The sequence below is a fragment of the Trinickia sp. LjRoot230 genome, from assembly GCF_964253315.1.
GTDB lineage: Bacteria > Pseudomonadota > Gammaproteobacteria > Burkholderiales > Burkholderiaceae > Trinickia.
Map to the genome: position 1 here is coordinate 2,752,627 of NZ_CAXUQX020000001.1, position 24,592 is coordinate 2,777,218.

Sequence of the window (24,592 nt, forward strand, 5' to 3'; positions counted from 1 at the left end):
GCACGCACGCTTGGCAAGGCTACCCGCCGCGCAAGCGCACGCCGTGCAAACACCCGCTGTACAGCGCGGTTTGCACCTGAACCAGGTTTAATCGCGCAGCGCGAAGGGCTCGCCTTGGGGGGGCGCCCTTCCCGCACGCGTCAAGGAGATATTCGATGGGCGTCGTCGATCAATTCCACGGTAACCTCCCCAACAAACCCGAAGAGCCCGGCACGGCCTCGCCATCTGCCGCAACAACAGCCGCAGCCGCGGCCGGCGATGAACGCTTACGCGGCGAATCATGGCTCAAGCATCTGCTGAGCCGCCCCGAGTTCGCAGCGCTGGCAGGCACCGTGATGGTGTTCATCGTCTTCGCGGTCGGCGCGGGCGATTCAGGCATGTTCAATCTGGATGGGATCATGAACTGGTCGCAAGTCGCGGCCTATCTCGGCATTCTGTCCGTCGGTGCATGTCTGCTGATGATTGCCGGCGAGTTCGATTTGTCGATCGGCTCGATGATCGGCTTCGCGGGGATGATGGTTGCGCTGCCGACCATGTACTTTCATTGGCCGATCGAATTGTCGATCGTGTTCGCATTCGTCGGTTCGATGGCGCTGGGCGCGCTCAACGGCTATCTCGTGATGCGTACGCGTCTGCCGTCGTTCATCGTCACGCTTGCATTCCTGTTCATCCTGCGCGGCTTGACGCTCGCGCTCTCGGTGATGTTCGCCGATCGCACGATTATTTCGGGCGTGGGCGATGTCGCCGCGCATAGTGCGCTCGCCCATACCCTCTTTCAGGGCGTTGCATTCCACGACTTCTTCCGCTGGCTTGCTCACATCGGCATCGTGCGTCTGCTCGATAACGGCGAGCCGCTCGTGCCGGGCGTACCGAAAGTGATCGTCTGGTGGCTCGCGCTGACCGCGCTCGGCGCGTTCACGTTGGCCAAGACGCGTTTCGGCAACTGGATCTTCGCCGTCGGCGGCGATGCGAACGCGGCCAAGAATGTCGGCGTGCCCGTTCGGCGCGTGAAAATTCGCCTGTTCGTGCTGACCGCCTTTTGCGCCTGCCTGTTCGCGGTACTGCAAGTCTGCGACATCGGCTCGGCCGCCGCTGACCGCGGCCTACAAAAGGAATTCGAAGCCATCATCGCGGCCGTGATCGGCGGCTCGCTGCTCACGGGCGGCTACGGCTCGGTGGTGGGCGCGGCATTCGGCGCGTTGATCTTCGGCGTCGTGCAAATCGGCATCAGCTACACCAACATCGATTCCGACTGGTTCCGCGTATTCCTCGGCATCATGTTGCTCTTCGCGGTGCTCTTCAATCACTACGTGCGCAGCCGCGTCGCGAATTCGCGCTGATCAACGGAGAACAAGATGGACACCATCGAATCTCAAGCACAATCTCAGGCCCAAGCACGCGACGACGACTTCATCCTCGCGCTCGAAAACGTCAGCCGTTACTTCGGCAATGTGATCGCGCTCAAGGATGTGACGCTCAAGCTCCGACGCGGCGAAGTGCACTGCCTGCTCGGCGACAACGGTGCCGGTAAATCCACGCTGATCAAAACGCTCGCCGGCGTGCATGCGCCGAGCGACGGCGTTTATCGCGTCGACGGCAACCCCGTGCATTTTACGTCGCCCAAAGACGCGCTCGATCTCGGCATAGCAACGGTGTATCAGGATCTCGCACTCGTACCGCTGCTTTCGGTTGCGCGCAACTTCTTCATGGGACGCGAGCCGCAGCGCAAGTTGTTCGGCCTTGTCAACGTGATGGATATCGAGACCGCGGCGACGACGGCGCGCAACAAGCTCGCCGAAATGGGCATTCACGTGCGCGATGCGAATCAGCCTATCGGCACGATGTCGGGCGGCGAGCGGCAATGCCTCGCCATCGCGCGCGCGATTCATTTCGGCGCACGCGTGTTGATTCTCGACGAGCCGACGGCCGCACTCGGCGTCAAGCAAAGCTTCAACGTGCTGCGGTTGATTCACAAGGCGCGCGAGCGCGGCATCTCCGTTATTTTCATCACGCATAACGTGCATCACGCCTACCCGATCGGAGATTCGTTCACGCTGCTCAATCGCGGCCGCTCGATGGGCACATTCACGAAGGACACGATCAGCAAGGAGGCCGTGCTCGACATGATGGCCGGTGGGGCCGAAATGCAAAAAATGATCGCTGAACTCGACGGCGCCACGATCTGACGCGCGCTCGCATTCCAAGACGATTCCAGCACCATTCCAGGACTTTTCATGGCTGCTTCTGACAATACTTCCGGCGACGCGCTCGCCGATCCGAGCCGCTTCGCACTGGGCCGCGCGCGCGATATCATCTGCCTCGGCCGGCTCGCCGTGGATCTCTACGCACAGCAGATCGGCGCACGGCTCGAAGACGTCTCGAGCTTCGCTCGGTATCTGGGTGGCTCGTCCGCCAATATCGCCTTCGGCTGCGCGCGGCTGGGCCTCGCCTCAGCGATGCTCTCGCGCGTGGGAAACGATCACATGGGCCGCTTTCTGACTGAAACGCTCGTGCAAGAAGGCTGCGACACCAGTCACACGCGCGTCGACATGGAGCGCCTGACCGCGCTCGTGCTGCTCGGCATCAAAGACCGCGATACGTTTCCGCTGATCTTCTACCGCGAAAACTGCGCGGACATGGCGCTCGACGAAAACGACTTCGACGAGGCGTTCATCGCGTCGAGCAAGGCGCTGCTGATCACGGGAACGCACTTCTCGACCGAGCGCGTGAACCGCGCGAGCCGGCGTGCACTCGATTACGCACGCCGCAATCAAGTGCGCACGGTGCTCGACATCGACTATCGGCCCGTGCTGTGGGGCCTCACCGGCAAGGCTGACGGCGAGACGCGTTTCATTGCCGATGAAAGCGTGACAGCGCACTTGCAACGGATCTTGCCGTTGTTCGATCTCGTCATCGGCACGGAAGAAGAATTCCGCATTGCAGGCGGCAAGCACGAGCTTATCGACGCGTTGGCCATGGTGCGCGCCGTTACCAGCGCGACGCTCGTCGTCAAACGCGGCGCGCTTGGCGCGACGGTAATCGACGGCACGGTGCCGGCATCCATCGACGATGCGCCGACTTACCGTGGCGTTGAAGTCGAAGTGTTGAACGTGCTCGGTGCCGGCGACGCATTCGCTTCGGGCTTCCTCTCGGAATGGCTGCGCGATGCGCCGCTCGAGCGCTGCGTGAACACGGCCAATATCTGCGGCGCACTCGTCGTTTCGCGCCACGCGTGCGCGCCGGCGATGCCGACACCCGCCGAGCTCGATTACTTCCGCGCGGCAGCCAAACGCGATCCGGCCTCCATGCGCCGGCCCGATCGCGATGCGGCCCTGGCGCGCTTGCATCGCGTCAGCGTCAAACGCACACCTCGCGACGAGGTGCTGGGCTTCGCCTTCGATCACCGCAATCAGTTCTTCGAGCTTGCGCAGCAAACGGGCGCAAGCGAGGCACGCATCGCCCAACTGAAGCAGCGCTTCGTCGACGCAGTGTCCGTCACGGAGCGCGAGCTTGGTTTGTCCGGCCGCATCGGCGTGTTGATCGACGACCGCTACGGCCAGGACGCGCTCAATGCCGCCACCGGTCGCGGCTGGTGGATCGGCCGCCCGGTCGAATTGCCTGGCTCAATGCCGCTCGTGTTCGAGCATGGTCGTTCGATCGGCACCACGCTCGCGAGCTGGCCGCGCGAGCATGTCGTCAAGTGCCTCGTTCATTACCATCCCGACGCGCCGATAGAAGAGCGCGTCGAGCAAGAAGCGCAATTGCGCGCGCTTTACGATGCCACGCAGGCGAGCGGTCACGAACTGCTGCTCGAAGTGATACCGCCCAAGCGAGCGTCGCTGCCCGACGCGCCCGACACCGTTCATCGCGCACTGAAGCGTCTTTACAACCTCGGCATTCAGCCCGAATGGTGGAAGCTTGCGCCGCTTACGGCGCAGCAATGGAAGGCGATCGATGCGCTGATCGCCGAGCGTGATCCGTACTGCCGAGGGGTGGTATTGCTGGGCCTATCGGCGACAGTGGAGTTGCTCATCGACGGCTTTCGCGCCGCGGCAGCTTCGACGACTTGCAAAGGCTTCACCGTTGGGCGAACCATCTTTCATGAGCCGAGCCGCGCATGGCTGGCCGGCGAAATCGACGACGATCAATTGATTACCGGCGTACGCAGCACGTTCGAGACGTTGATCGGCGCATGGCGAGCGGCACGCGAAGGCGTGGCACCGCAGCCGTCGAACACAAGGCGGGAGGCTGCCTGATGAACGCACCCGACACCACCACAGCGGTTCAATCCGGCACGGCCACGACTGTGCGTCTTACCGCGGCGCAAGCGCTCGTGCGCTTTTTGGCCGCGCAGCGTGTCGTGATCGAAGATGACAACGGCCGGCCCGAAACCGTACCATTGTTCGGCGGCGTATTCGCGATCTTCGGCCACGGCAATGTCGCCGGCATCGGCGAAGCGCTCTATCAGCATCGCGAGGCGCTGCCGACTTATCGAGCCCATAACGAACAGGCGATGGCGTTGAGCGCCATCGCTTACGCCAAGGCGCACTTCCGGCGACGCATGATGGCCGTTACGACATCGATTGGGCCCGGTGCTACGAACCTCGTCACGGCGGCCGCGCTCGCGCACGTGAATCGTCTGCCGGTGCTGCTGCTTCCGGGCGACATCTTCGTCTCGCGCGCGCCCGATCCGGTCTTGCAGCAGCTCGAAGATTTTCACGACGGCGGCATCTCGGCAAACGACACGCTCAAGCCTGTGTCGCGCTATTTCGATCGCATCGTCCACCCTGCGCAATTGCTCGTCGCGTTGCCGCGCGCGCTGCGCGTGCTGACCGATGGCGCGCTGTGCGGCCCCGTCACGCTCGCGATGCCGCAAGACGTGCAGGCGATGGCCTATGATTTTCCGATCGAATTTTTTGCACCGCGCGTCGCGACGTTTCATGCTTCGCCGCCGAGCCCGATCGAGCTCGACGCCGCGCTCACCTGCTTGCAGCACGCCACACGGCCGATCATCGTTGCCGGCGGCGGGGTGCTCTACAGCCACGGCGCCGCAGCCGCGCTGCGTACCTTCGCCGAACGTCATGGCATCCCTGTCAGCGAGACGCAGGCCGGCAAAGGTGCGCTGCCATGGGACCATCCGCTCAATGTGGGCGCCATCGGTGTTACAGGGTCAAGTGCAGCGAATGCACTCGCGCACGACGCCGATTGCGTGCTGGCCCTGGGTACACGCCTGCAGGATTTCACGACCGGCTCGAACACGCTTTTCACACAAGCCGACGTGGTCTGCGTCAATGCGAATCTATTCGACGGCATCAAGCACCGCGCGACACCCGTGGTCGCCGATACCTGCTCCGCGCTCGACGCGCTTGGCGCGTGCCTCGGCGATTGGCAGGCCAGCGACGCGTGGACCGAGCGCGCGCGCACCCTCGCGGTCGGTTGGCGCGATATCGTCACGCGGCGCACACATGCGGCGCAAGACGCCGGCATGCCATACGATGCCGACGTCATTGGCGCCGTCCAACGCACGGCCGCGCGCTCGGCCGAAGACGACATCGCCGTGTGCGCAGCCGGCACGCTGCCGGCCGAGCTGCACAAGCTCTGGCGCGCAGCGCGCCCCGGTGCGTATCACGTCGAATACGGCTATTCATGCATGGGATACGAAATCGCCGGTGGCCTCGGTGTAAAGCTCGCCAAGCCGCAGCGCGAAGTGATCGTGTTTGTCGGTGACGGCAGCTATCTGATGATGAACAGCGAGATCGCGACGTCGGTCATGCTCGGCGCCAAGCTGATCATCGTCGTACTCGACAATCGCGGCTACGGCTGTATCAACCGGCTGCAGCAAGCGTGCGGCGGTGCGCCGTTCAACAACATGCTCGAAGACTGCCTGCAAGGGCCGCATGGCGCGCCGGCCATCGACTTCGCCGCGCACGCGCGTTCGCTCGGCGCTGATGCGGAGCATGTCGCGAACATCGCCGAACTCGAAACCGCGCTCACCCGCGCGCGGGCGGCCGATCGCACGTCGGTGCTCGTCATCGATACGGACCCGGCACGCACGACCGACGACGGCGGCTGGTGGTGGGAGGTGGCCGTGCCGGCTGTATCGACACGCGAAGCGGTGCGCAACGCACGTGTCGACTACGAGGCGCAGGTCGCCGCGCGCGACAAGTTCGATAAGCTCGATTAACCGCTGATGCTATTAACGTGCGCTATACCACAATATCAAGCCATAGAGGACAAGCATGACCGCTTTCGAAGTGCGCATCGGCATCAACCCGCTGTCGTGGATGAACGACGATCTGCCCTCGCTCGGTGGCGAGACGCCGCTCGAAGTCGCCCTTACCGAAGGGCGTCAGATCGGCTATCAGGGGTTCGAACTCGGCAACAAATTTCCGCGTGAGCCGCAGGCATTGAAAGCCTTGCTGGCTCAATACGATCTCGCGCTCGTCTCCGGCTGGTATTCGGGCCGGCTTGCCGAGCGCAGCGCCGAGGAGGAAATCGAGGCCGTCGGGCCGCATTTGGAACTGCTCGCACGCAACGGCGCCACGGCGATGGTGTACGGCGAAGTTGCCGGCACGATTCAGGGTGCGCCGCTGCCGCTCTTTCAACGGCCTCGGTTTTTTAGCGACGCGCAATGGGACGCCTATGCCGAGCGGCTCGACCGCTTCGCCCGCTACACATTGTCGAAAGGTGTGCGCGTGGCTTATCACCACCATATGGGCGCTTACGTCGAAACGCCGACGGACGTCGACGAGTTGATGCGGCGCACGAGCGAGGCGGTCGGCCTGCTGCTCGATACCGGACACATCACGTTTGCCGGCGGTGACCCGCTCGCGCTGATCGATCAATACGCGTCGCGCATTTGCCATGTCCATTGCAAGGATGTGCGGCCCGCTATCATCAAACTCGCGCGCAACGGCGATTGGAGCTTTTTGGAAGCGGTGATCAATGGCGCGTTCACGGTGCCCGGCGATGGTGCGGTCGATTTTGCCGCAGTCATCGATAAGCTCAAGCGCGTCGGTTATCGCGGCTGGCTCGTCGTGGAAGCCGAGCAGGACCCAGCCGTCGCGCCAAGCTTCGAATACGCGCAAAAAGGCTATCGAACGCTGCGTACGCTCGTCGATGCGCCGCTCATCGAACAACCCGCTCAGGAGGTGAGCTGATGAGCCTGCTTGTGAAAGCCCAACGCGAGGGCTCGACGATCGCGCGCGTGACGCCCGAGTCGGCCGGCTGGCGCCATGTCGGTTTTTCAGCGCACCGGCTGGCGCGCGACCAGGTCCTGCACGTTCACGATGCGGCGCGCGAATCGTGCATCGTCGTGCTGACGGGCGTGGTATCGATCGAGGTCGGCGGCCAGCGTTTTTCGAGCATCGGCGCGCGCAACAGCGTCTTCGAAGATGCCGCTCCCTACGCGCTCTATCTGCCGCCGAATTTACGCGCCACCGTTCACGCCGAGCGCGATGCGGAAATCGGCGTGGCGAGCGCGCCTGCCAACGGACGCTACGGCATGCGGCTCATCGAGCCGTCCCAGATGAAACGATCGGTGCGTGGCAAAGGACTCAACACGCGCTACGTCTGCGATATTCTTCCGCAGACCGAGCCGGCCGAATCATTGCTTGTGGTCGAAGTCAGAACGCCGGGCGGGCATGCGTCGAGCTATCCGCCGCACAAGCATGACGCCGATAATATTCCACTCGAAAGCGCGCTCGAAGAGACGTACTACCATCGGCTGAATCCGCCGCAAGGCTTTGCGTTTCAGCGCGTTTATACCGATTCGCGCGACATCGACGAATCGATGGCCGTCGAGGACCACGATGTGGTGATGGTACCGCGCGGCTATCACCCGGTCGTCGTGCCGTACGGCTACGACTCGTATTACCTGAATGTGATGGCCGGACCGCAGCGCGTGTGGCACTTCAAAAATGATCCCGCGCACGAATGGATCATGACGCGGGATGCCTAGCGTATACGTTCAGTAAGAAGCAGCGCCGGCGGGCGGAATATCGGCGAAATACATCGTCATCGACGTCGGGGTCTCGTGGGAAATCGCGTAGCAAATCACCGGTTGTCTGAGTGTGCTTTCGCTCGTCACATTGAGAAGCCCCGTCTCGGCGCTTTGGCCGATCGTCGTTTGATAGCCACCGGCTGGCCCGTACTCGTAGCGCCGGCCTTCGGCGAAGATCACGCCCATCATGTTTTCGTCCGCTGCATCGTATGACCCGCTCGGCACGCTCACCTCGGCAGATTTATTGGGCGCAAGACGATGCATGCCATTAAGGCGCTTGCCGTTGACTGTCAATACTTGATCGTCCCAATTCGGATCTCGATCGATGAAGATGTCGCGGCTCGCGCCGTTGGTGACACGAATGACCGGGCTATCCATGGTGCGGTTCTCCTTGATGTGAAGGCGGCGACGCGCCGCCAAAATGAATGTGCCTGTTGCCTGTAACAAGCTCGGAGATCGTAGAGCGCGCACGCCTGGCCGCGCGTGGCATGCATCAGAGTTCGGACCGACGGAAATACGTCCGTCAAGCGAAGCAGAGCTGAGTTCGGTTAAATTCAGTTCGGTCAGTTGCCGATGGACAGCCAATCGTCGATCGTTTGCGCGTCGAGATCGGCCAAGGCACCGTCGTAGACGATCCGCCCGTGCCCCATCACTGCGACGCGGCTAACCAGCGAGCGCGCCATCGCGAGACGCTGTTCAATCAACAGCACCGCCCGCCCTTCATCGCGCAGCTCGCGCAAGCACTGTGTCACTTGCGCGATAGCCAGCGGGGCGAGCCCCTCGGTCGGCTCGTCGACGATCAGCAAGCGTGGCTCGCCCATCAACGCGCGCGCGAGCGCGAGGATTTGCCGCTCGCCGCCCGACAGCACGCCGGCACGCGTCTTTCGCCGCGCCGCCAGAAGCGGAAAGCGCGCGAGCATCGCGTCGATGGCGCGCGACGAGGAGCGGCGTCCTAACCCCCGCTTCAAACCGAGCCGCAGGTTCTGCTCGACCGTCAGCGCGGGAAACACATCGCGCGTCTCGGCCACATAGCCGATTCCCAGCCGCGCGATCGCGAACGTCGGCCGGCCTAGCGTTTCCTCGCCGGCGAAGCGCACCGAGCCTGCGCGCGATACCAGCCCGATCAGCGCCTTGGCCAGCGTCGAGCGCCCCGAGCCGTTGCGTCCGGCGAGCGCAACGATCTCGCCCGCGTCGATCCGCAAATCCACGTCGTGCAGCACTTGGGCTTCATCGTATCCAGCGCATAGGCCGCTCGCGACAAGCAAGGGCATCTTCATCGTCATGTGCCGGCCTCGCCGAGATAAGCGGTGCGAACCGCCTGATGCACGCGAATCTCGGCTGGCGTGCCCGTGGCGAGGATGCGCCCTTGCACGAGCACCGAAATGCGATCGGCGAACCGAAACACCACATCCATGTCGTGCTCGATCATCAAAAGCGTTTTGCCTTCGCTCAACTCACCCAGCAGCGCAATGGCACGGCCGGCTTCCTCGCGGTTCATGCCGGCGGTCGGCTCGTCGACGAGCAGCATCTGCGCACCGCTCGCCAGCGCCATGCCAAGATCGAGCGCACGTTGTTCGCCATACCCAAGCCAGTCCGCGGGTGAAGCGATGCACTGTGCGAGCCCCAGCGCTTCGGCAATGCGCCTTACCTGGTCTTCGGTCCGCGACGTCCGGCGCAAGAAACACCGCCATCCGCGCGGATGCGCACTGCCGCACAGTGCGGCGCAGCGCAGGTTGTCGAGCACGCTCAGGCGAGCGAAAACCCGCGTGGTCTGGTAGCTGCGACCGAGCCCGAGCCGAGCCAGCGCATAAGGCGCGCGCCCGGTGATATCGACGCCCGCGAGCAAGATGCGTCCCGCATCAGGACGCATCGCACCGCCGATCAGGTTAAAGAGCGTCGACTTGCCGGCACCGTTCGGGCCGATCAGCGCATGACGCTCGCCGGTTGCAATCGATAGATCGATGCCCGCCAGCACCTGCGTCGAACCGAAACGCCGCGCGACACCGCGCAACTCGAGTGCGGGAGTGGTCATCGCTGGGCGGCCTCCTCGTCGCGGGCCTGCGTGCGCCGCCGCCGGTAGACTGCGCCGATCCCGATGCAGCCCAGCGCAACGACCGCAATCCAAGTAGAAGGCGCCGACGCGCCGATAGTCAGCAGGCCGAGATGCCAGATGCCACCCGCATCGCCGGAAAACTGGCGCGCGTAGAGCGACTCGATCGAGATGATCAGCGCGAGCCCCAGAGCAAGCGCGGCGATGCCCGCGAGCATATTTTCGCGCCAAGCGCGCCATCCACGTCGTCGCTGTCCGCCGCGATATGCAGGCCGCGACAGACGGCGCGCGAGCGCACCAGCGATACCATCCGGCGCGAACATCACGACGCCGACGAAGATCAGCCCAAGATACAACGGCCAAGCACGGCTCACGCCGGCCACTGCCGTGCTGAGGAACGTCAGCAGGACGGCACCCGTCACCGGCCCAAAGAACGTCGCCGCGCCGCCGATCACCGTTGCGATCAGCGCAGCGCCGGAGCGGGCCATGCCGACGCCCTCCGCCGACGCCACCTCGACGTTGATCAGGCCCAACGTACCTGCCACGCCCGCGAAGCAGGCGGACGCCACGAACATCGCATAGCGAATGCGCCGCGGGTCCATGCCAAGCGATGCGACACGCGGCGCGTTGTCGCGCACCGCATTCGCCAACCGCGCGAGCGGCGTGCGCGTGAGCACGAACATGGCCGCAATAGATAGCAGCGCCCAGACGACGATCACCAGATAGGCCTCGCGAACCGGGCCGAACGTCCACCACAGCAACGGCGGGCCAGCGGCCCGATCGATCGCGATACCGCTCGCACCGCCGAGGCCTTCGGGCAACGCCCATGCGGCTGCGGCGGCGAGTTCTCCAATGCCGAGCGTGATCATCGCAAACGCCGTTTTGCTTCGCTGGGTGGCCACGATACCGAACAACGCACCGAGCACCGCCCCCGCCGCCGCGCCCACGAGCGGCAGCAACGGCAACGGAAAACCGCCGCGATTGAACACGTGCGCGGCGACGAAAGCGGCGCCTCCCGCGTAGGCCGCATGACCGAACGAGAGCAGGCCGGTTTCGCCGAGCAGCAGGTTGTACGACAGCGCGAAGACGGCCATGACCGCCGTTTGAGCCACGAAGGTAAACAGCCAACTGTCGCGCACGACCACGAGCGGTGCCGCGAAAAAGAGCGCCATTGCAAGCCACGGCAGCGCCGCGATGGCGGTTGCCGTGCGCGTGCCGCGCGGTGACGCAAGGGCAACGCCGCGCTCGTCAAGCATCGTCGTCACGCACGCCGAGCAGCCCCTCGGGGCGGCACGCCAGCATCGCGATCAGCAGCACATAAGGCAGCAACGGCGCGAGTTGTGCGATCGTGATCCGGCCCCACGCTGGCGCAAGCGGCACGCCCATTGCCGCGGCAACACCACCGAGCGAAAGCGTGCTGCCAACGGCAAAGGTCTGGGCGCAACCGATCAGCAGCGACGCCGCGAACGCCCCGGCAAGCGAGCCCAGGCCGCCGACGATGACCACGACGAAAACGATCGAGCCGAGCGCCTCGGCCATGCCGGGCTCGACGACGGCCAGCGGTGCGCCGATCACGCCCGCGAGTGCCGCGAGCGCGGTGCCGACGCCGAAGATAAGCGTACCGATGCGCGGCACATCGTGGCCCAGCGCTTCGACGGCCGAGCGCTGCGTCAGCGCCGCGCGCAATACAAGGCCCGTTCGCGAGACGCGCAGCACAACGAACATCAGCGCGAGCGTTGCAATTGCGATCGCGGCCATAAACGCGCGATAGCGCGAGAACGCGGCGTCGTGCAACACGAGCAGTGGACCATCCAGCAACGCGGGAACGGGCGCGGATAACGAACCGAGGCCCCACACGAGCTTGGCGATCTCGGCGATCAGATAGGCCAACCCGAACGTCAGCAGCAATTCGTGCAACGGCCCGTGCGGCCGCACACGCCGCAGCAGCACGCGCTCGACGACAGCTCCGCTCGCGCCGAGCACCACGGGCGCTACGAACAGCGCGGCCCAGAACCCAGCGCGCGCCGCCACGGCCAAACCGACATACGCGCCGAGCATGTAAAAACTCGCATGCGCGAAATTGAGCACGCCGAGAAAGCTGAAGATCAACGTCAGCCCTGCCGACAGCATGAAAAGGAGAAGGCCATAGCTGAGGCCGTTCAGCAGCTCGACGACAAACGTCTGCATTCGCTAGGTCCTACTGCGCGTCGACATCGTTATCGTTGTCACGATTGGCCTCTGCCTCAACGACGACGAGCGGTGCCAGCGCGGCCCGCAACGCTTCATTGAGTACCGCAGGCCTGCGCGTCGCACGATCGACGTACACGTGCACGAAATGGCCCTGCGCCGACGGCGTATCGCAGCCTTCCTTGAAGAGCCCTACTTCATAGCGCACGCTCGACGACCCGACGCGTGCCACACGCAGCCCCGCATCGACACGCTCGGGAAAAGCCAGCGGCGAAAAGTAGTGGCACTGCGTCTCGACGACGAGACCGATCGTCGCACCGTGTTCGATGTCGAGCGCACCGCAGCGAATCAGGTACTCGTTGACGACCGTGTCGAAGTAGCTGTAGTAGACGACGTTATTGACGTGACCGTAGGCGTCGTTGTCCATCCAACGCGTGGTAATCGGCAGGAAGTGCGCGTAGGCTTGGCGCAGCAAGGTGCGGGGCTTGCTCATGCGTCACTGTCCTGGCTTGTCGACGAATTCGAACGGCAGGCCACGCCGACGCATCCATTCGCCGAGCGCTTGGCCGGTGCCCGCACGCCAAGGCCGCAGTTTGGCTGGCTCGACAAGCCGGTATTCGAGCAATTCGGGCGAAAGCGAAATGGCCCCATGCGCGCGCACATGATAGGCAATGATCAGCTCGTTCTTGCGGATGAACTCGTACACGCCGATCAGTTCGGTCGTTTCAGCGTGCAGCGAAGTCTCCTCGAGCACTTCGCGCGCGATACCTTCTTCGGGTGTCTCGCCATGCTCGAGGAAGCCTGTGATCAGCGCGAACACGCCTTCGGCCCACGCCGCGTTACGGGCCAGCAAAATCTTGCCTTCGTATTCGACGATGGCTGCCACCACCGGAATGGGGTTGTTCCAATGCACGAAACCGCAGCCGTCGTCGGGGCAAAGCCGCCGCAAGCGGCCGTCGGCGGCCGGATCGGCGCGCTCGACGAGCGGCGCCGCGCAATGCGGACAGTATTGATAGTCGCTCATAGGTGATGAGTGGGGGGCGAAGCGTTGCCGTCCGAGGCCTGAACGCGCACATTCTAGCGGCTTTGGCCAATTGTGGCCGCGGGCCGGTGCGCTGGCACGCAGCGCTCGTCGGAGCACCCGCCCTATTGCCCCGACTGCTTGGCGTGTGACGCGGCGGCTCCCAACTCACGGCCAGCGAGCCCATGCCAGTCGGGCAAGACGAGATGGACAGTGTCTCGATTTTGGACAGATCGCCCGTGTCGAGCGTGGTGTCGATATGGCGCAGGACGAATGCCTTCAGCGAGGGATGACGCCGAACCAGCGCCTCAAGTTGCGCTAAGGTCTGCCAATGGTCGACCAACAACCGGGCGATGACCTCGGAGTTGCCCTCTGCGATCCCGCCGTCATCACAGTGTCCGTAGCGGGTAAACGCAGTATTCACCTTGGACCAGCTATCTACACGATCGATCATCGCATCGGCTGCGATTGCATCGCGCTCCGAGCAGGTCGTGCCTTGTGCGAAGGGCGTCCACGTCAGAGCAAGCGCGGCGACTGCGCAGCAACGGTCGTTAACGTGCGGATGCAGCCCATCGGCTGATGCGCCATACCATCGAACTTCAATTTCGACATTGGAGGCACCCCGTTGACCATTAATCGTATGGTCCGGGAGATTACTGCGACCGCGGCCTGATTGCCACTATCCAACGCTCCGGGTGCGCGAAACGACAAATCGGACGGCACTCAACATGCGTCGACGCTGATTGGCTAGAGACCACGCATCAGCGCACGCGCGCCGCCAGCGCAATCAGGCCGACCGCGCCGAGAACCAGCACCGCCGCCGCGAGCCACAGCGCCGGCCCGAACGAGCCGACGTGCGCTGCGATCGGCGCCGCCACGAGCGGCCCCGCGATTTGTCCGACACCGTACGCGGCCGTCGCATAGCCCATCAACCCGGCGGCACGCTCGCCGCGCAGCCGGCGTGCCTCGCGCATCGCAAACAACGTGATGGCCGTAAACGGCAGCCCGATCAGCACGCTGCCGAACGCAAACCCGAGCGCATTGGGAAACACAATGCCGAGCGCGATGCCGAATGCCTGCAGCAAATAGCAGCCGGCTAACAGCATGCGGTTGTCCCAGTTGGTCGGCAAGCGCGCGGCGAAGAGCGCTCCCGGGATCAGCGCGGCGCCGAACATCGGCCAAAAGAGATCGGGCCACGCGGAACCTGGCAGCGCCTGCCGCGCGATGACCGGCAAGAAGGTTGCCGTAATGATGTAGCCGAAACCCGGAAAACCGTAGAGCAGCACGAGCCAAGCGCCTTGTAATCGATGCGCTGCATCGGCCACCCCGGGCGGCATGCTTGCACTGCGGTGATCTCCAGACGCGGACGCTGACGCGGCCGTCTGAGTGCCCCCGTGCAACGGTGCGCTCGGCGGCGCGAAAGTCCGCCAAACGAGCGCGGTAAGCAACGTGGCAAGCACGCCGAAGCCGAGCCAGCCAAATGCGGGGCCGTGCCGCGCAAGCACGCTGGCGAGCAACCCGGTCACGACGATACCTATGCCGGGACCGGTATAAATCACACCGCCCCACGCATGCGCGCGTTGCCGCGCGAGCGCGGCCAGCCCCCACTGTGACGCGAAGACGAACGTCCAGGCACTGACGACGCCCGCAGCGAAGCGAATGACGACCCAGGCCCAAAACGCGTGAACAACACCCATTGCCAGCGTCAGCACGATCGTCGCCGCGAGGCCGACGCGCACCACGCGCCCGGGCGACACGCGCAATGCCGCGCAAGTCATTGCGCCGACAAAATAACCGGCGTAGTTGGCGGACGCGAGCCAGCCGCCACCGCGCAAATCGAGCCCTCCGGCGTGGAGCATCAACGGCAGCAGCGGCGTGAATGCGAAACGTCCGATACCGAGTGCGGCCGCCAACGCAATCATGCAAGCCACCGCCGCCCGCGCAGGGCTCGGCGCGGGTAAGGCGAAAGTGGCGAAAGCACGGCGCATCGCATCGCTCATCATCAGGGTCCCGAATCGTTCGGATGGAAGTCGAACACCGAAAGCATAGTAGCTTGACCGACAATTCTTGGAAAATGAATAATAGTGATTCAATCCATCACATGAAGAGAACTATGGACTTGGCCGCGTTGACCGTATTCAGAGCCGTCGTCCGCGAAAATGGCGTGACACGGGCGGCGGCGAAACTGAACCGCGTGCAGTCGAACGTGACGACACGCATCAAGCAACTCGAAGCGCAGCTCGGCACGCCGCTTTTCGTCCGAGACGGGCGCCGGCTTGTGCTCACGCCGGCCGGCGAAACGTTGCTGCCTTATGCCGAACGGCTTTTAGCGCTGGCCGACGAAGCGAGGCAGGCACTTTGCGACGATCGTCCGCATGGCCGGCTCGCGCTCGGCACAATGGAGAGCACCGCGGCCAGCCGGCTGCCCGCGCGGCTCGCCCGCTATCACCGGCGATGGCCCGAGGTGGCGCTCGAACTCACGACGGGCACGACGGGTTGCCTGATCGAACGGCTGCGCAAGTTCGAGATTGATGCCGCATTAGTCGCGCGACCGCCTGAGGCCGATTCGCTCGAAGAAGCATTCGAAACGATGACGGTTTTTCGCGAAGAACTGGTCATGCTGACGCCGCGCGATCATCGTCCGATCCGCGTCGCCAGTGATATCGCACTCGACACGCTCGTGGCCTTTGAGCGCGGCTGCACGTACCGGGCACATATCGAGCAGTGGTATACCGCGCACGGCATTCGCCCGGCACGTGTGCTCGAGCTAGGTTCTTATCATGCGATGGTCGCTTGCGTCGCGGCGGGGGCCGGCGTGGCCGTGGCGCCGCGCTCCGTGTTCGAGGTACTGCCGCGCGGTGCAACCGATGTGGCACTGCACCCGCTCAAGGAACTGGGCTTAATCGATACGCTGCTAGTCTGGCGCCGCGGGCAGTGCTCGGCGGCGCTGCGCGCACTGGGCGGTATGCTGGTCGAGGCGCCGGATGCACCGGATGCATCCGGCGCATTGATCGCGGACAAATCCGACGCCGGTGGTCCTTCGCGGCGGCAAGCGCCCGCTCCCACACCCAATTAAAAACGCGACGTGATTTTGCGGGCCGAGCGCACCGTTGAAGATGCTCAGGCTTCAGATAAGCAACCCCGCCATCGTTACATTCGCGGCGGGGTTTCTCGTCAGCCAACCAGTGCGGCTTACAACTGCCCCCGCACCCATTCCGTCACAGCGGCCAACGCGCCCGGCAGTTTGCCCGGTTCCGTTCCGCCAGCCTGTGCCATATCGGGCCGACCGCCGCCTTTGCCGCCGACTTGCTGCGCAACGAAATTGACGAGTTCGCCCGCCTTCACCTTCTTGCTCGCCTCGGGCGTCACGCCAGCAATCAGACTCACCTTGCCGCCTTCCACCGCAGCGAGCACGATGGCGGCGTGCCCGAACTTGTTCTTCAGCTTGTCCACGGTCTCGCGCAGCGTCTTGACGTCGGCGCCGTCGAGCGTCGCCGCAAGCACCCGCACGCCGGCCACGTCGACTGCCTGCGCCGCCAACTCGTCGCCCTGGCTCGAAGCGAGCTTCGACTTTAGCGCCGCCAATTCCTTTTCGAGCGATTTCACCTGCTCCTGCACCTGACCAATACGCTGTCCCAGTTCCGCCGGCGGTGTCTTGAGCGCCGTCGCCGCCGCGTTCAATTGGCTTTCGAGCCCCTGCACGTAACGCACCGCGTTATCGCCGGTAATGGCCTCGACGCGTCGAATGCCGGCCGCCACGCCCGTTTCCCCAACGATCTTGAAAAGTCCGATGTCCCCGGTGCGATGCACATGCGTGCCGCCGCAAAGCTCGCGCGAGAAGCCGAGATCGAGCACACGCACTTCGTCGCCGTACTTCTCGCCGAAGAGCGCCATCGCGCCCACCTTGACGGCCTCGTCGAACGGCATCACGCGCACGATGCCCGGTGAATTCGCGAGCACCTCCGCATTGACGATGGCCTCGACACGCCGAATCTCGTCGTCCGACATCGGCGCGTTGTGCACGAAGTCGAAGCGCGTCTTGTCGGCGTCGACGAGCGAGCCCTTTTGCTGAACGTGCGCGCCCAGCACCTCGCGCAGCGCCTTGTGCATCAAGTGCGTAGCCGAATGGTTGCGGGCCGTGCGGGCACGGCGCACAGCGTCGATCTCGGCCTTCACCACGTCGCCGATTTTCAGCGTGCCTTGCTCGAGCGCACCATGGTGGCCGATCACGTCGGCCTGCACCTTCACCGTGTCGAGCACGGCGAAGCGCACGCTCGCGTTGGCGAGCACGCCGATATCGCCGACCTGACCGCCCGACTCCGCATAAAACGGTGTGTGATCGAGTACGACGACTGCCTGCTGCCCTTTCTCCACTTGCACGACGGCCGCGCCGTCGACATAAAGCGCAATCACCTTGGCGTCGTCGAAAATCTGCTCGTCGTAGCCGTGGAAAGTCGTCTTCGCACCCGAGTATTCGAGCCCGTGCGCCATCTTGAACTTGCCTGCTGCGCGAGCCTGTTCGCGCTGGCGCGACATCGCTTCGTCGAACGCGGGTTCGTCGACCGCCACCTCGCGCTCGCGGCAAACGTCGGCCGTCAAATCGAGCGGAAAGCCATAGGTGTCATGCAGCTTGAAAGCGACTTCGCCGTCGAGCATCTTGCCGCCGCGACGCGCAAGATCCGTCAACGCCGATTCGAGAATCGACATGCCGTGCTCGATGGTCTCGAAAAAGCGCTCCTCCTCCTGACGCAGGATGTCGGTGACACGCGTCTTCGCATCGGCCAGTTCGGAATATGCGCCGCCCATTTCCGCCACGAGATCGGCTACGAGCTTATGGAAAAACGGCCGCTTGCAGCCGAGCTTGTAACCGTGACGGATCGCGCGGCGAACGATGCGGCGCAGGACATAGCCGCGCCCTTCGTTGCCGGGAATGATGCCGTCGACGATCAGGAACGAGCAGGCGCGGATGTGATCAGCGATGACCTTGAGCGAGTTGTTCGCGAGGTCGGCGATGCCCGTCTCGCGCGCGGCCGCTCGAATCAGCGTCTGGAACAAGTCGATCTCGTAGTTGCTGTGCACGTGCTGCAAGACGGCAGCGATGCGCTCGAGGCCCATGCCGGTGTCCACGCACGGCTTGGGCAACGGCGTCATGTTGCCCTGCGCATCGCGGTTGAACTGCATGAACACGAGGTTCCAAATTTCGATGTAGCGGTCGCCGTCTTCCTCAGGGGAGCCCGGCGGGCCGCCCCATACGTCCGGACCGTGGTCGTAGAAGATTTCCGAGCACGGGCCGCACGGCCCTGTATCGCCCATCTGCCAGAAGTTGTCCGACGCGTAGCGTGCACCTTTGTTGTCGCCGATGCGAATGATGCGCTCGGTCGGCACGCCCACTTCGTTGGCCCAGATGCCGTAAGCCTCGTCATCGTCGTGATAGACGGTGACCCAGAGCTTGTCCTTTGGCAACTGATAGACGGCCGTCAGCAATTCCCAGGCGTAGCGGATGGCGTCGCGCTTGAAATAATCGCCGAACGAAAAGTTGCCGAGCATTTCGAAGAACGTATGATGCCGCGCCGTGTAGCCGACGTTCTCCAGATCGTTGTGCTTGCCGCCCGCACGCACGCTGCGTTGGGCTGTCGTGGCCCGCGTGTAGGGGCGCGATTCCGCACCGAGAAATACGTCTTTGAACTGCACCATGCCCGAATTGGTGAAGAGCAGCGTCGGGTCGTTACCGGGCACGAGGCTCGACGAACGGACGATCGTATGGCCCTTCGATTCGAAGAATTTGAGGAACTTCTCGCGGATTTCGGCGGCTTTCATAAAGGACTGGGGACGGTCTCGACTGGAATCCGGCACGCGCGACGCGCGGGCGGTAAATTTCGCTTAAACGACCAATTATACGGAAATGTCGCCCGAACGCGGCCACATCGACGCGCTAACGAAAGAGGCGATTGACCTCACCCTCCGTCAATCCGCTCTCATGCAGCGCCGCCTTGAGCGTATCGTCAAACTGACCAATCGAGTACGAATCGGGCGACGCCAAGATGACGCGCATGAAAGCTCTCAGTGCGTCAACGCCCCCACGGTGGGCCAGTACGCCCAACGGAGGGACGCGACGCCGCTGGCTCTCTTCGCCCACGAGCGCAATCAACAGCTCATGGGTATCGCGTAGCTCCCGCAATACCCCGAAGTTGCTGCGGGCGATGCTCGTCAATTGTCTGTACGGATGGCCGAAAGTCGCGCCGAGCCTTTGCAAAAGCTCGCACAGCTCGGCGAACTCCTCAGGGCGTGCAGGCGGTTCGTAAGAGAATGCAACGTCCAACAAGATCAGACCGTCGGCGCCGGCCGCTTTTGCGAAGCTTACGAGTTGCGCGCGGACTGCGTCTTGCTCCTTGCCTACCTCTGGATCGTCATACTGTGTGTTAAGACCAAAATCGTCGCAGAGAAACGGCAGCATGCTAAAGACGCGGCCGGCATCCCCTGTTCGGCTGCGGGCGCTGATAATTTCGGCGAGTTGGTCAGATGAGAAGCCCATTTGCACAAGGTGTTGTTGAGCTTTCGGCATAGCGTCGGCCGCCTCCGCTCCGCTCGCCCCGAATGCCCCCCACTCGCTACTATCCGACCGTTTCCAGCTGGATCCCACGTAGCCCTGGAGGCCCTGCTTTCCGGGAAGCGCATCGAGCGCGGGGTGCGACGACGGCGTGGCCGGTCTTACAGGTGGGCCGCCGCTCGCGCCTGACGACGCGCCAGTCGTGTTGCCCGTGCTCGTCGGATCGCCCGAGCCCGAAGTAGGTCCTTGAATGATGCCGCTCATGATCACCACGCTCCCATCTGACGTAACGAGAAGGCTCGAATCTATGGCAAATCAAGGAGGGCTTTGCAATTGCATGCGAAGCAGATGCACGTCACACGTACCCATTGGGCTGGAGCGACATGCAAAATCGCGCAGACTTCGCATGAGCGGGCACCGGCTCGCACTGCACTCCTCCCGCCCCTGTCCGTCCGCGAAAGTGGTATTGAATCTCGTGGCAGAGCGCGCCGCTTGCTCGACCTGATGTACCAAAAAGCGCTTAAGATGCTCGCGACACCGGCCGTTCGCCCGGCGGCTGATTCGAGGAGACATCGACCAATATGGGAGCGCTCAGTCATATCCGCGTGCTGGATCTCACCCGCGTGCTCGCCGGCCCTTGGTGCGCGCAGACGCTCGCCGACCTGGGCGCCGACGTCATCAAGATCGAACGCCCGGGCGCCGGCGACGACACCCGTCATTGGGGGCCGCCCTACCTGAAGGCCGCCGACGGCACCGACACGCACGAGGCTGCCTACTACCTTTGCGCGAACCGCAACAAGCGCTCGGTCACGGTCGATATCGGCACGCCAGCGGGGCAGCAGATCGTGCGCTCGCTCGCCGCCGCAAGCGATGTCGTGCTCGAAAACTACAAGGTGGGCCAGCTGAAGAAATACGGGCTCGATTACGCGTCGCTGGCGCAGGTGAAGCCCGATCTCGTCTACTGCTCCGTCACGGGCTTCGGGCAGACGGGGCCGTTGGCCGAGCGCGCCGGTTACGACTTCATCGTGCAGGGCATGGGGGGCTTCATGAGCGTGACAGGCGAGCGCGACGGCCTGCCGGGCGGCGGGCCGCAAAAGGCCGGCGTGGCCATCGCCGATCTGATGACGGGGATGTACGCGAGCGTGGCCGTGCTCGCGGCACTGGCGCACCGGGACCGCACGGGCATCGGCCAATGCATCGATATGGCCTTACTCGACGTGCAGGTTGCGATGCTCGCGAATATGGGCGGCAACTATCTGGCGAGCGGCAAGCCGCCGGTGCGCTGGGGTAACGCGCATCAGAACATCGTGCCTTATCAGACGTTTCAGACAGCGGATGGATGGATTATCGTCGCCGTCGGCAACGACGCGCAGTTCCGCAAGTTCGTTGAAACGGGCGGGCGGAGCGAGTTGGCCGACGATCCGCGCTTTGCGACGAACCCCGAGCGCGTGCGGCATCGCGAAACCCTCGTGCCAATGCTGGCTGAGATGGTGAGCACGCGCAGCAAACATGCGTGGATCGACGCACTGGAAGCGGCCGGCGTGCCGTGCGGGCCGATCAACGACCTCGGCGAAGTATTCGAGCACGAACAGGTGCGCGCGCGCGGCATGCGCGTCGAGGTGCCCCATTCGAGCGGCGCGACGGCTGCGCTCGTGCGCAACCCGATCGTCATGAGCGAAACGCCGCCGCAACTGCGCGCCGCTCCGCCGATGCTTGGGGAGCATACAGATGCGGTGTTGCGTGAGTTGCTCGGCTATGACGACGCGATGATCGCCGACCTGCGCGCGCGTTCGATTATTTAGCGGGGAGCTTCGGAATTAGAAGAGCCAGTGGCACTTGCCATGGTCTTTTTTCCGGTAACGCATCATTGCGTCAATCAGTGACGATCCAAGACTGCATTTTCGGGTGCATAAAACGCCCCGCCCACCGGGCTCTCGACGATGTGCCAGATCAGGCGATCGCCACTCATTCCCAATATTGCTTTTCCGCCATGCCCTCCAAAAAAAGACGAAAACCCAACGACTGCGGATCGCCCCGACTCGTTAGTAACGCCGGTTATGTTTCTATTCCGTTCATCGTCGCAGTCAATCTTATTTCCATTTTGGGCGACAGCGCAATACTGGCCACTAAGTCTCTGCTCGCTCTGCTCAATGTCAATCGAAAACGTTCTCGTACCCGGAGATTCGTTCCACTCCCACGAACCGGCGAGAGAATGCGCAGCGGCGACACCGCTGGAAGTCAGAGCAAAAATAATCTTGCAAAGAAGTATGCAGGCTCTCTCTTTTATCATGATCATTTTATGTCATATAACTCAAGCATCGATCGACTCGGCTCAACCACCCTTTTAAAAATTTGCTATTTTTATTTGGTGTTCCATCCAAGTTTATGGCAATCGACTCATAATATTTTTTTCGCCTCTCTCCAATTTTTCTTGCAAATTCGCCTTGATCAGTGATGGAGTTTATTTGATCGATTAAATTTTTTGATATTCTGTTATCAATAACAATTTCCATGGAAAATTCCTGCGCAAGCATTTCCTGAATTTTTGCAATAGCACGTCCGGATGTTATCGTCCAATCATATATATTGAGAGCGGTTTTTTCATTTACTATCCCGCAAAATCCGCGAGACTCCCAGTATCGCTTGAAGTAAATTATCTTTGCTTGCTCGCTGGACAAAGCCTTTAGATTTTCTAACGTTGGCTCTACCCCAAGATCCTCTGCAGCATATGCCTGCCATGTCGGCCACGCGATTCCATGATTTGTAGCCCCTCCGGAATCGCTCGGGTCGTTTACAAATCCTCCTTCATTGCATAGAACGATCTCGGACACCTTTTCAAACCGTGCTTTGCAGTCGCAGTCGATGGCGAAATTCCCCACCATCGCGATCGGATGAATATGAAAAACCTCGGGCCCAGGAAACCCCGGCACGCCAGCCTTGACCTCCTCCCACCACGCCAGCTTCTCGATTCGCTTTAGCTCCTGCGCATGCTGCGGCTTCACTTCCGTCTGCTTTTCAAGCGCGTCGATCAGCTGCTTCCACTTGCCCGGATTCGCCCACTCGCTTTCATGCTTTACGATCAGCCGCGACGCTGCCTGCATCCGCCACGGGTAACATCCCGGCCGGGCCTTGCCGATATTGCATAGATCGTCCGCCGCACGACGGCCATCGCCCTTCGCGAACAGCGCCCGATAAACGCGTTGCTGCATCAAGGGGCCCAGCTTGGCAAGCGCGGCAGCCTCCGGCACATCGGCTCGAGTGGCGTAGTCCACCCATGCCTTCGCACTCGCGAATATCGTATGGGCCGGGTCGTGCGCGCTCTCCAAACACTGAAAGTCCTCCCACTTCTGCGCAAATTCGCGCGTCACCCGCCCGCCCGCGAAGTTTTCCTCGCGCACCCAACCGTGAATCGGGTTGCCCTGCGCGTTCGCACTCTCGACGTGCCACCAGCTCACCTTGCGACCGCTTCGGTCCGGCTGCGCCTCCGTGAATTGCCGGCTCTTATCGCGCGACAGCTCCGCGAGCGAATAGCGCTGAACGACATCGGTCATCGACGCATCGGCGCCCTCTTCATTCGGCCCGCGGTACAGCTTCGTTTTTGCGCCGACGCGCAGCATCGTCGGCTCAGCCGGCAAACCCAAGGCCGCCCGGGCCTCTTTGTGCGGGCCGTGCTCTTCAACCCACGCGCGTCCCTGCTCGATAAAGGACTGGATGCCGCTATCGCAAAAGACCTCGATGTGAACCATCCGCGTGCCCGCGGTGCCCTGATTCAACGAGTCGTAGCGGCCCAGATGACCGATCAGCTCGCCGGCCTTGATTGGGATGCCCGCGTCGGGCGCGTCCGATGCCGTGATCACCACCCGGTCAAAGGCCGATTCCGGCATGACTTCACGCACGAGCAGGGCGCCGTTTTCCTGGCCAAGCGAGATCCATCCCCCCATCGCCGCCGACGGATCGATAAACACGCCGGCGGCCGGCGGGTATAGAGACGCCCCATGCAGTTTCTCGATCCGCCCCCAGCCATTCTGTCGCTGATCGAGGCTCACCGTTGAGCCCTGCGGCAAGATGCCGATGATCCCGCCATCGCGAGGACTTCGGCGAACCCGCAACCCTTGTTGTCCAGCGTCGGGCTTTTGGCCATTGCGGCCAGCGTTCGGTTTGTCCTTTGCGAACTCGCTCACCTGCCAGCGCGTCGACCAATATGCCGGTCTTTTCCGCGCCGGCGCTTTCTTATAATCGTCGTACGCCAAGAGATGCATATAGAGGCTATAAAAGGTCAGCGTCGTGCCTTTCGGGAACTCCATCGAATGGCGCACCAGCGCGAAGCTTGTGCTGTACGGCGCTTGGGCTCCCGTCGGACCATCGCTAACCGAATGCGTCCGCTCAAGTCGATATGCAATCACGTACCCGTCAGCGATGCAGCGCACGCCCGCTTCGAGGTCGAACGCCTGACCCGCGCCCGCCTGATTTTCGAGGCGCAAATCAGAACAGTAACTGATTGAATATAATCACATTTTAACGAAGAAAACGTTTTCTAAAGCACCGCATGCATTGTCAATTTGATCTGATTTTTTGCGCAGCCATCATCAACGCTCGATATCGGACATAGACTGACGCGCCCGCGGATTTATCTTAAAATTAAGAGCCTATCGGTTCAGCATGTTCGAACCCAGTTCTCGCGAAGATAAATGCAACCGATAGATACAACCGAAAAATGCAAGATAGAGAAAAACGCATCCAACAGCAGCGGCAAGAATGCGGACAGGCCTCACACGGCGGGAGTCC

The 24,592-nt window shown here is 62.9% G+C and carries 19 protein-coding genes; 8 read left to right on the forward strand and 11 right to left on the reverse strand.

Translation table 11 applies throughout. The features are described from left to right. Positions 1-155 precede the first annotated feature (155 nt). Genes ACSQ20_RS12540 through iolB form a run of 6 tightly spaced genes read left to right on the forward strand, consistent with a single transcriptional unit; the run spans position 156 to position 7,960 of the window. A complete protein-coding gene (locus tag ACSQ20_RS12540; RefSeq protein ID WP_436020371.1) occupies positions 156-1,340 on the forward strand; it encodes an ABC transporter permease in 1,185 nt (394 codons plus the stop codon). Positions 1,341-1,355: 15 nt separating this feature from the next. After that, positions 1,356-2,186, forward strand: coding sequence for an ATP-binding cassette domain-containing protein (locus tag ACSQ20_RS12545; RefSeq protein ID WP_436020373.1), 831 nt, complete (start codon positions 1,356-1,358; stop codon positions 2,184-2,186). Between the two features lie 48 nt (positions 2,187-2,234). Then, positions 2,235-4,256: a bifunctional 5-dehydro-2-deoxygluconokinase/5-dehydro-2-deoxyphosphogluconate aldolase gene (locus ACSQ20_RS12550; protein ID WP_436020375.1), complete on the forward strand. Its 2,022-nt coding sequence runs from the start codon at positions 2,235-2,237 to the stop codon at positions 4,254-4,256. Next, entirely contained in the window at positions 4,256-6,184 is a 1,929-nt protein-coding gene (gene iolD / locus ACSQ20_RS12555; RefSeq protein ID WP_436020377.1) for a 3D-(3,5/4)-trihydroxycyclohexane-1,2-dione acylhydrolase (decyclizing), read from the forward strand. The genes ACSQ20_RS12550 and iolD overlap by 1 nt, the downstream gene beginning before the upstream one ends. 55 nt (positions 6,185-6,239) lie before the next feature. Then, positions 6,240-7,160 carry a myo-inosose-2 dehydratase gene (iolE, locus tag ACSQ20_RS12560; RefSeq protein ID WP_436020379.1) on the forward strand — a complete coding sequence of 307 codons (921 nt, stop codon included), beginning with the start codon at positions 6,240-6,242 and terminating at the stop codon, positions 7,158-7,160. Then, positions 7,160-7,960 carry a 5-deoxy-glucuronate isomerase gene (gene iolB / locus ACSQ20_RS12565; protein ID WP_436020381.1) on the forward strand — a complete coding sequence of 267 codons (801 nt, stop codon included), beginning with the start codon at positions 7,160-7,162 and terminating at the stop codon, positions 7,958-7,960. The genes iolE and iolB overlap by 1 nt, the downstream gene beginning before the upstream one ends. A gap of 9 nt (positions 7,961-7,969) precedes the next feature. On the opposite strand, the gene ACSQ20_RS12570 is transcribed toward iolB, so the two are convergent. The 8 genes from ACSQ20_RS12570 to ACSQ20_RS12605 form a co-directional block, all read right to left on the reverse strand. After that, entirely contained in the window at positions 7,970-8,380 is a 411-nt protein-coding gene (locus ACSQ20_RS12570; protein ID WP_436020383.1) for a hypothetical protein, read from the reverse strand. Between the two features lie 185 nt (positions 8,381-8,565). Further along, positions 8,566-9,273, reverse strand: a complete 708-nt coding sequence (locus tag ACSQ20_RS12575; RefSeq protein WP_436023070.1) for an ABC transporter ATP-binding protein — start codon at positions 9,271-9,273, stop codon at positions 8,566-8,568. 8 nt (positions 9,274-9,281) lie between these two features. Then, positions 9,282-10,034: an ABC transporter ATP-binding protein gene (locus ACSQ20_RS12580; RefSeq protein WP_436020385.1), complete on the reverse strand. Its 753-nt coding sequence runs from the start codon at positions 10,032-10,034 to the stop codon at positions 9,282-9,284. Further along, positions 10,031-11,308: a branched-chain amino acid ABC transporter permease gene (locus tag ACSQ20_RS12585; protein WP_436023072.1), complete on the reverse strand. Its 1,278-nt coding sequence runs from the start codon at positions 11,306-11,308 to the stop codon at positions 10,031-10,033. Before ACSQ20_RS12585 ends, ACSQ20_RS12580 begins: the two co-directional genes overlap by 4 nt. Continuing rightward, positions 11,301-12,239: a branched-chain amino acid ABC transporter permease gene (locus ACSQ20_RS12590; RefSeq protein WP_436020387.1), complete on the reverse strand. Its 939-nt coding sequence runs from the start codon at positions 12,237-12,239 to the stop codon at positions 11,301-11,303. The genes ACSQ20_RS12585 and ACSQ20_RS12590 overlap by 8 nt, the downstream gene beginning before the upstream one ends. A gap of 10 nt (positions 12,240-12,249) precedes the next feature. Further along, positions 12,250-12,732 (reverse strand): acyl-CoA thioesterase, encoded by a 483-nt coding sequence (locus tag ACSQ20_RS12595; RefSeq protein WP_436020389.1) that lies wholly within the window; start codon positions 12,730-12,732, stop codon positions 12,250-12,252. Between the two features lie 3 nt (positions 12,733-12,735). Next, entirely contained in the window at positions 12,736-13,263 is a 528-nt protein-coding gene (locus tag ACSQ20_RS12600; RefSeq protein ID WP_436020391.1) for an NUDIX domain-containing protein, read from the reverse strand. Between the two features lie 758 nt (positions 13,264-14,021). Continuing rightward, positions 14,022-15,260 carry a YbfB/YjiJ family MFS transporter gene (locus tag ACSQ20_RS12605; protein ID WP_436023074.1) on the reverse strand — a complete coding sequence of 413 codons (1,239 nt, stop codon included), beginning with the start codon at positions 15,258-15,260 and terminating at the stop codon, positions 14,022-14,024. 113 nt (positions 15,261-15,373) lie between these two features. Here ACSQ20_RS12605 and ACSQ20_RS12610 point away from each other — a divergent pair, with 113 nt between their 5' ends. Further along, positions 15,374-16,336, forward strand: coding sequence for a LysR family transcriptional regulator (locus ACSQ20_RS12610; RefSeq protein WP_436023076.1), 963 nt, complete (start codon positions 15,374-15,376; stop codon positions 16,334-16,336). A 116-nt stretch (positions 16,337-16,452) separates the two neighbouring features. On the opposite strand, the gene alaS is transcribed toward ACSQ20_RS12610, so the two are convergent. Further along, positions 16,453-19,077, reverse strand: a complete 2,625-nt coding sequence (gene alaS / locus ACSQ20_RS12615) for an alanine--tRNA ligase (protein ID WP_436020393.1) — start codon at positions 19,075-19,077, stop codon at positions 16,453-16,455. Between the two features lie 115 nt (positions 19,078-19,192). Then, the gene (locus tag ACSQ20_RS12620) at positions 19,193-20,071 is read right to left on the reverse strand and encodes a hypothetical protein (RefSeq protein ID WP_436020395.1); all 879 of its coding nucleotides are present in this window, start codon (positions 20,069-20,071) and stop codon (positions 19,193-19,195) included. Positions 20,072-20,388: 317 nt separating this feature from the next. Here ACSQ20_RS12620 and ACSQ20_RS12625 point away from each other — a divergent pair, with 317 nt between their 5' ends. Further along, entirely contained in the window at positions 20,389-21,609 is a 1,221-nt protein-coding gene (locus ACSQ20_RS12625) for a CaiB/BaiF CoA transferase family protein (protein ID WP_436020397.1), read from the forward strand. A 495-nt stretch (positions 21,610-22,104) separates the two neighbouring features. Here the strand turns inward: ACSQ20_RS12625 and ACSQ20_RS12630 are convergent, their stop codons facing one another. Beyond that, positions 22,105-24,288: a glycosyl hydrolase 108 family protein gene (locus tag ACSQ20_RS12630; protein WP_436020399.1), complete on the reverse strand. Its 2,184-nt coding sequence runs from the start codon at positions 24,286-24,288 to the stop codon at positions 22,105-22,107. Between the last annotated feature and the right edge of the window lie 304 nt (positions 24,289-24,592).

Bases quoted from the DNA above. Each gene is read 5' to 3' on its own strand.
- ACSQ20_RS12545 (WP_436020373.1), top strand. From the start codon at position 1,356: ATGGACACCATCGAATCTCAAGCACAATCTCAGGCCCAAGCACGCGAC.
- ACSQ20_RS12600 (WP_436020391.1), bottom strand. From the start codon at position 13,263: ATGAGCGACTATCAATACTGTCCGCATTGCGCGGCGCCGCTCGTCGAG.
- ACSQ20_RS12585 (WP_436023072.1), bottom strand. From the start codon at position 11,308: ATGCTTGACGAGCGCGGCGTTGCCCTTGCGTCACCGCGCGGCACGCGC.
- ACSQ20_RS12580 (WP_436020385.1), bottom strand. From the start codon at position 10,034: ATGACCACTCCCGCACTCGAGTTGCGCGGTGTCGCGCGGCGTTTCGGT.
- ACSQ20_RS12575 (WP_436023070.1), bottom strand. From the start codon at position 9,273: ATGCCCTTGCTTGTCGCGAGCGGCCTATGCGCTGGATACGATGAAGCC.
- ACSQ20_RS12540 (WP_436020371.1), top strand. From the start codon at position 156: ATGGGCGTCGTCGATCAATTCCACGGTAACCTCCCCAACAAACCCGAA.
- alaS (WP_436020393.1), bottom strand. From the start codon at position 19,077: ATGAAAGCCGCCGAAATCCGCGAGAAGTTCCTCAAATTCTTCGAATCG.
- iolD (WP_436020377.1), top strand. From the start codon at position 4,256: ATGAACGCACCCGACACCACCACAGCGGTTCAATCCGGCACGGCCACG.
- ACSQ20_RS12625 (WP_436020397.1), top strand. From the start codon at position 20,389: ATGGGAGCGCTCAGTCATATCCGCGTGCTGGATCTCACCCGCGTGCTC.
- ACSQ20_RS12590 (WP_436020387.1), bottom strand. From the start codon at position 12,239: ATGCAGACGTTTGTCGTCGAGCTGCTGAACGGCCTCAGCTATGGCCTT.
- ACSQ20_RS12620 (WP_436020395.1), bottom strand. From the start codon at position 20,071: ATGAGCGGCATCATTCAAGGACCTACTTCGGGCTCGGGCGATCCGACG.
- ACSQ20_RS12550 (WP_436020375.1), top strand. From the start codon at position 2,235: ATGGCTGCTTCTGACAATACTTCCGGCGACGCGCTCGCCGATCCGAGC.
- ACSQ20_RS12570 (WP_436020383.1), bottom strand. From the start codon at position 8,380: ATGGATAGCCCGGTCATTCGTGTCACCAACGGCGCGAGCCGCGACATC.
- ACSQ20_RS12595 (WP_436020389.1), bottom strand. From the start codon at position 12,732: ATGAGCAAGCCCCGCACCTTGCTGCGCCAAGCCTACGCGCACTTCCTG.
- iolE (WP_436020379.1), top strand. From the start codon at position 6,240: ATGACCGCTTTCGAAGTGCGCATCGGCATCAACCCGCTGTCGTGGATG.
- iolB (WP_436020381.1), top strand. From the start codon at position 7,160: ATGAGCCTGCTTGTGAAAGCCCAACGCGAGGGCTCGACGATCGCGCGC.
- ACSQ20_RS12605 (WP_436023074.1), bottom strand. From the start codon at position 15,260: ATGAGCGATGCGATGCGCCGTGCTTTCGCCACTTTCGCCTTACCCGCG.
- ACSQ20_RS12610 (WP_436023076.1), top strand. From the start codon at position 15,374: ATGGACTTGGCCGCGTTGACCGTATTCAGAGCCGTCGTCCGCGAAAAT.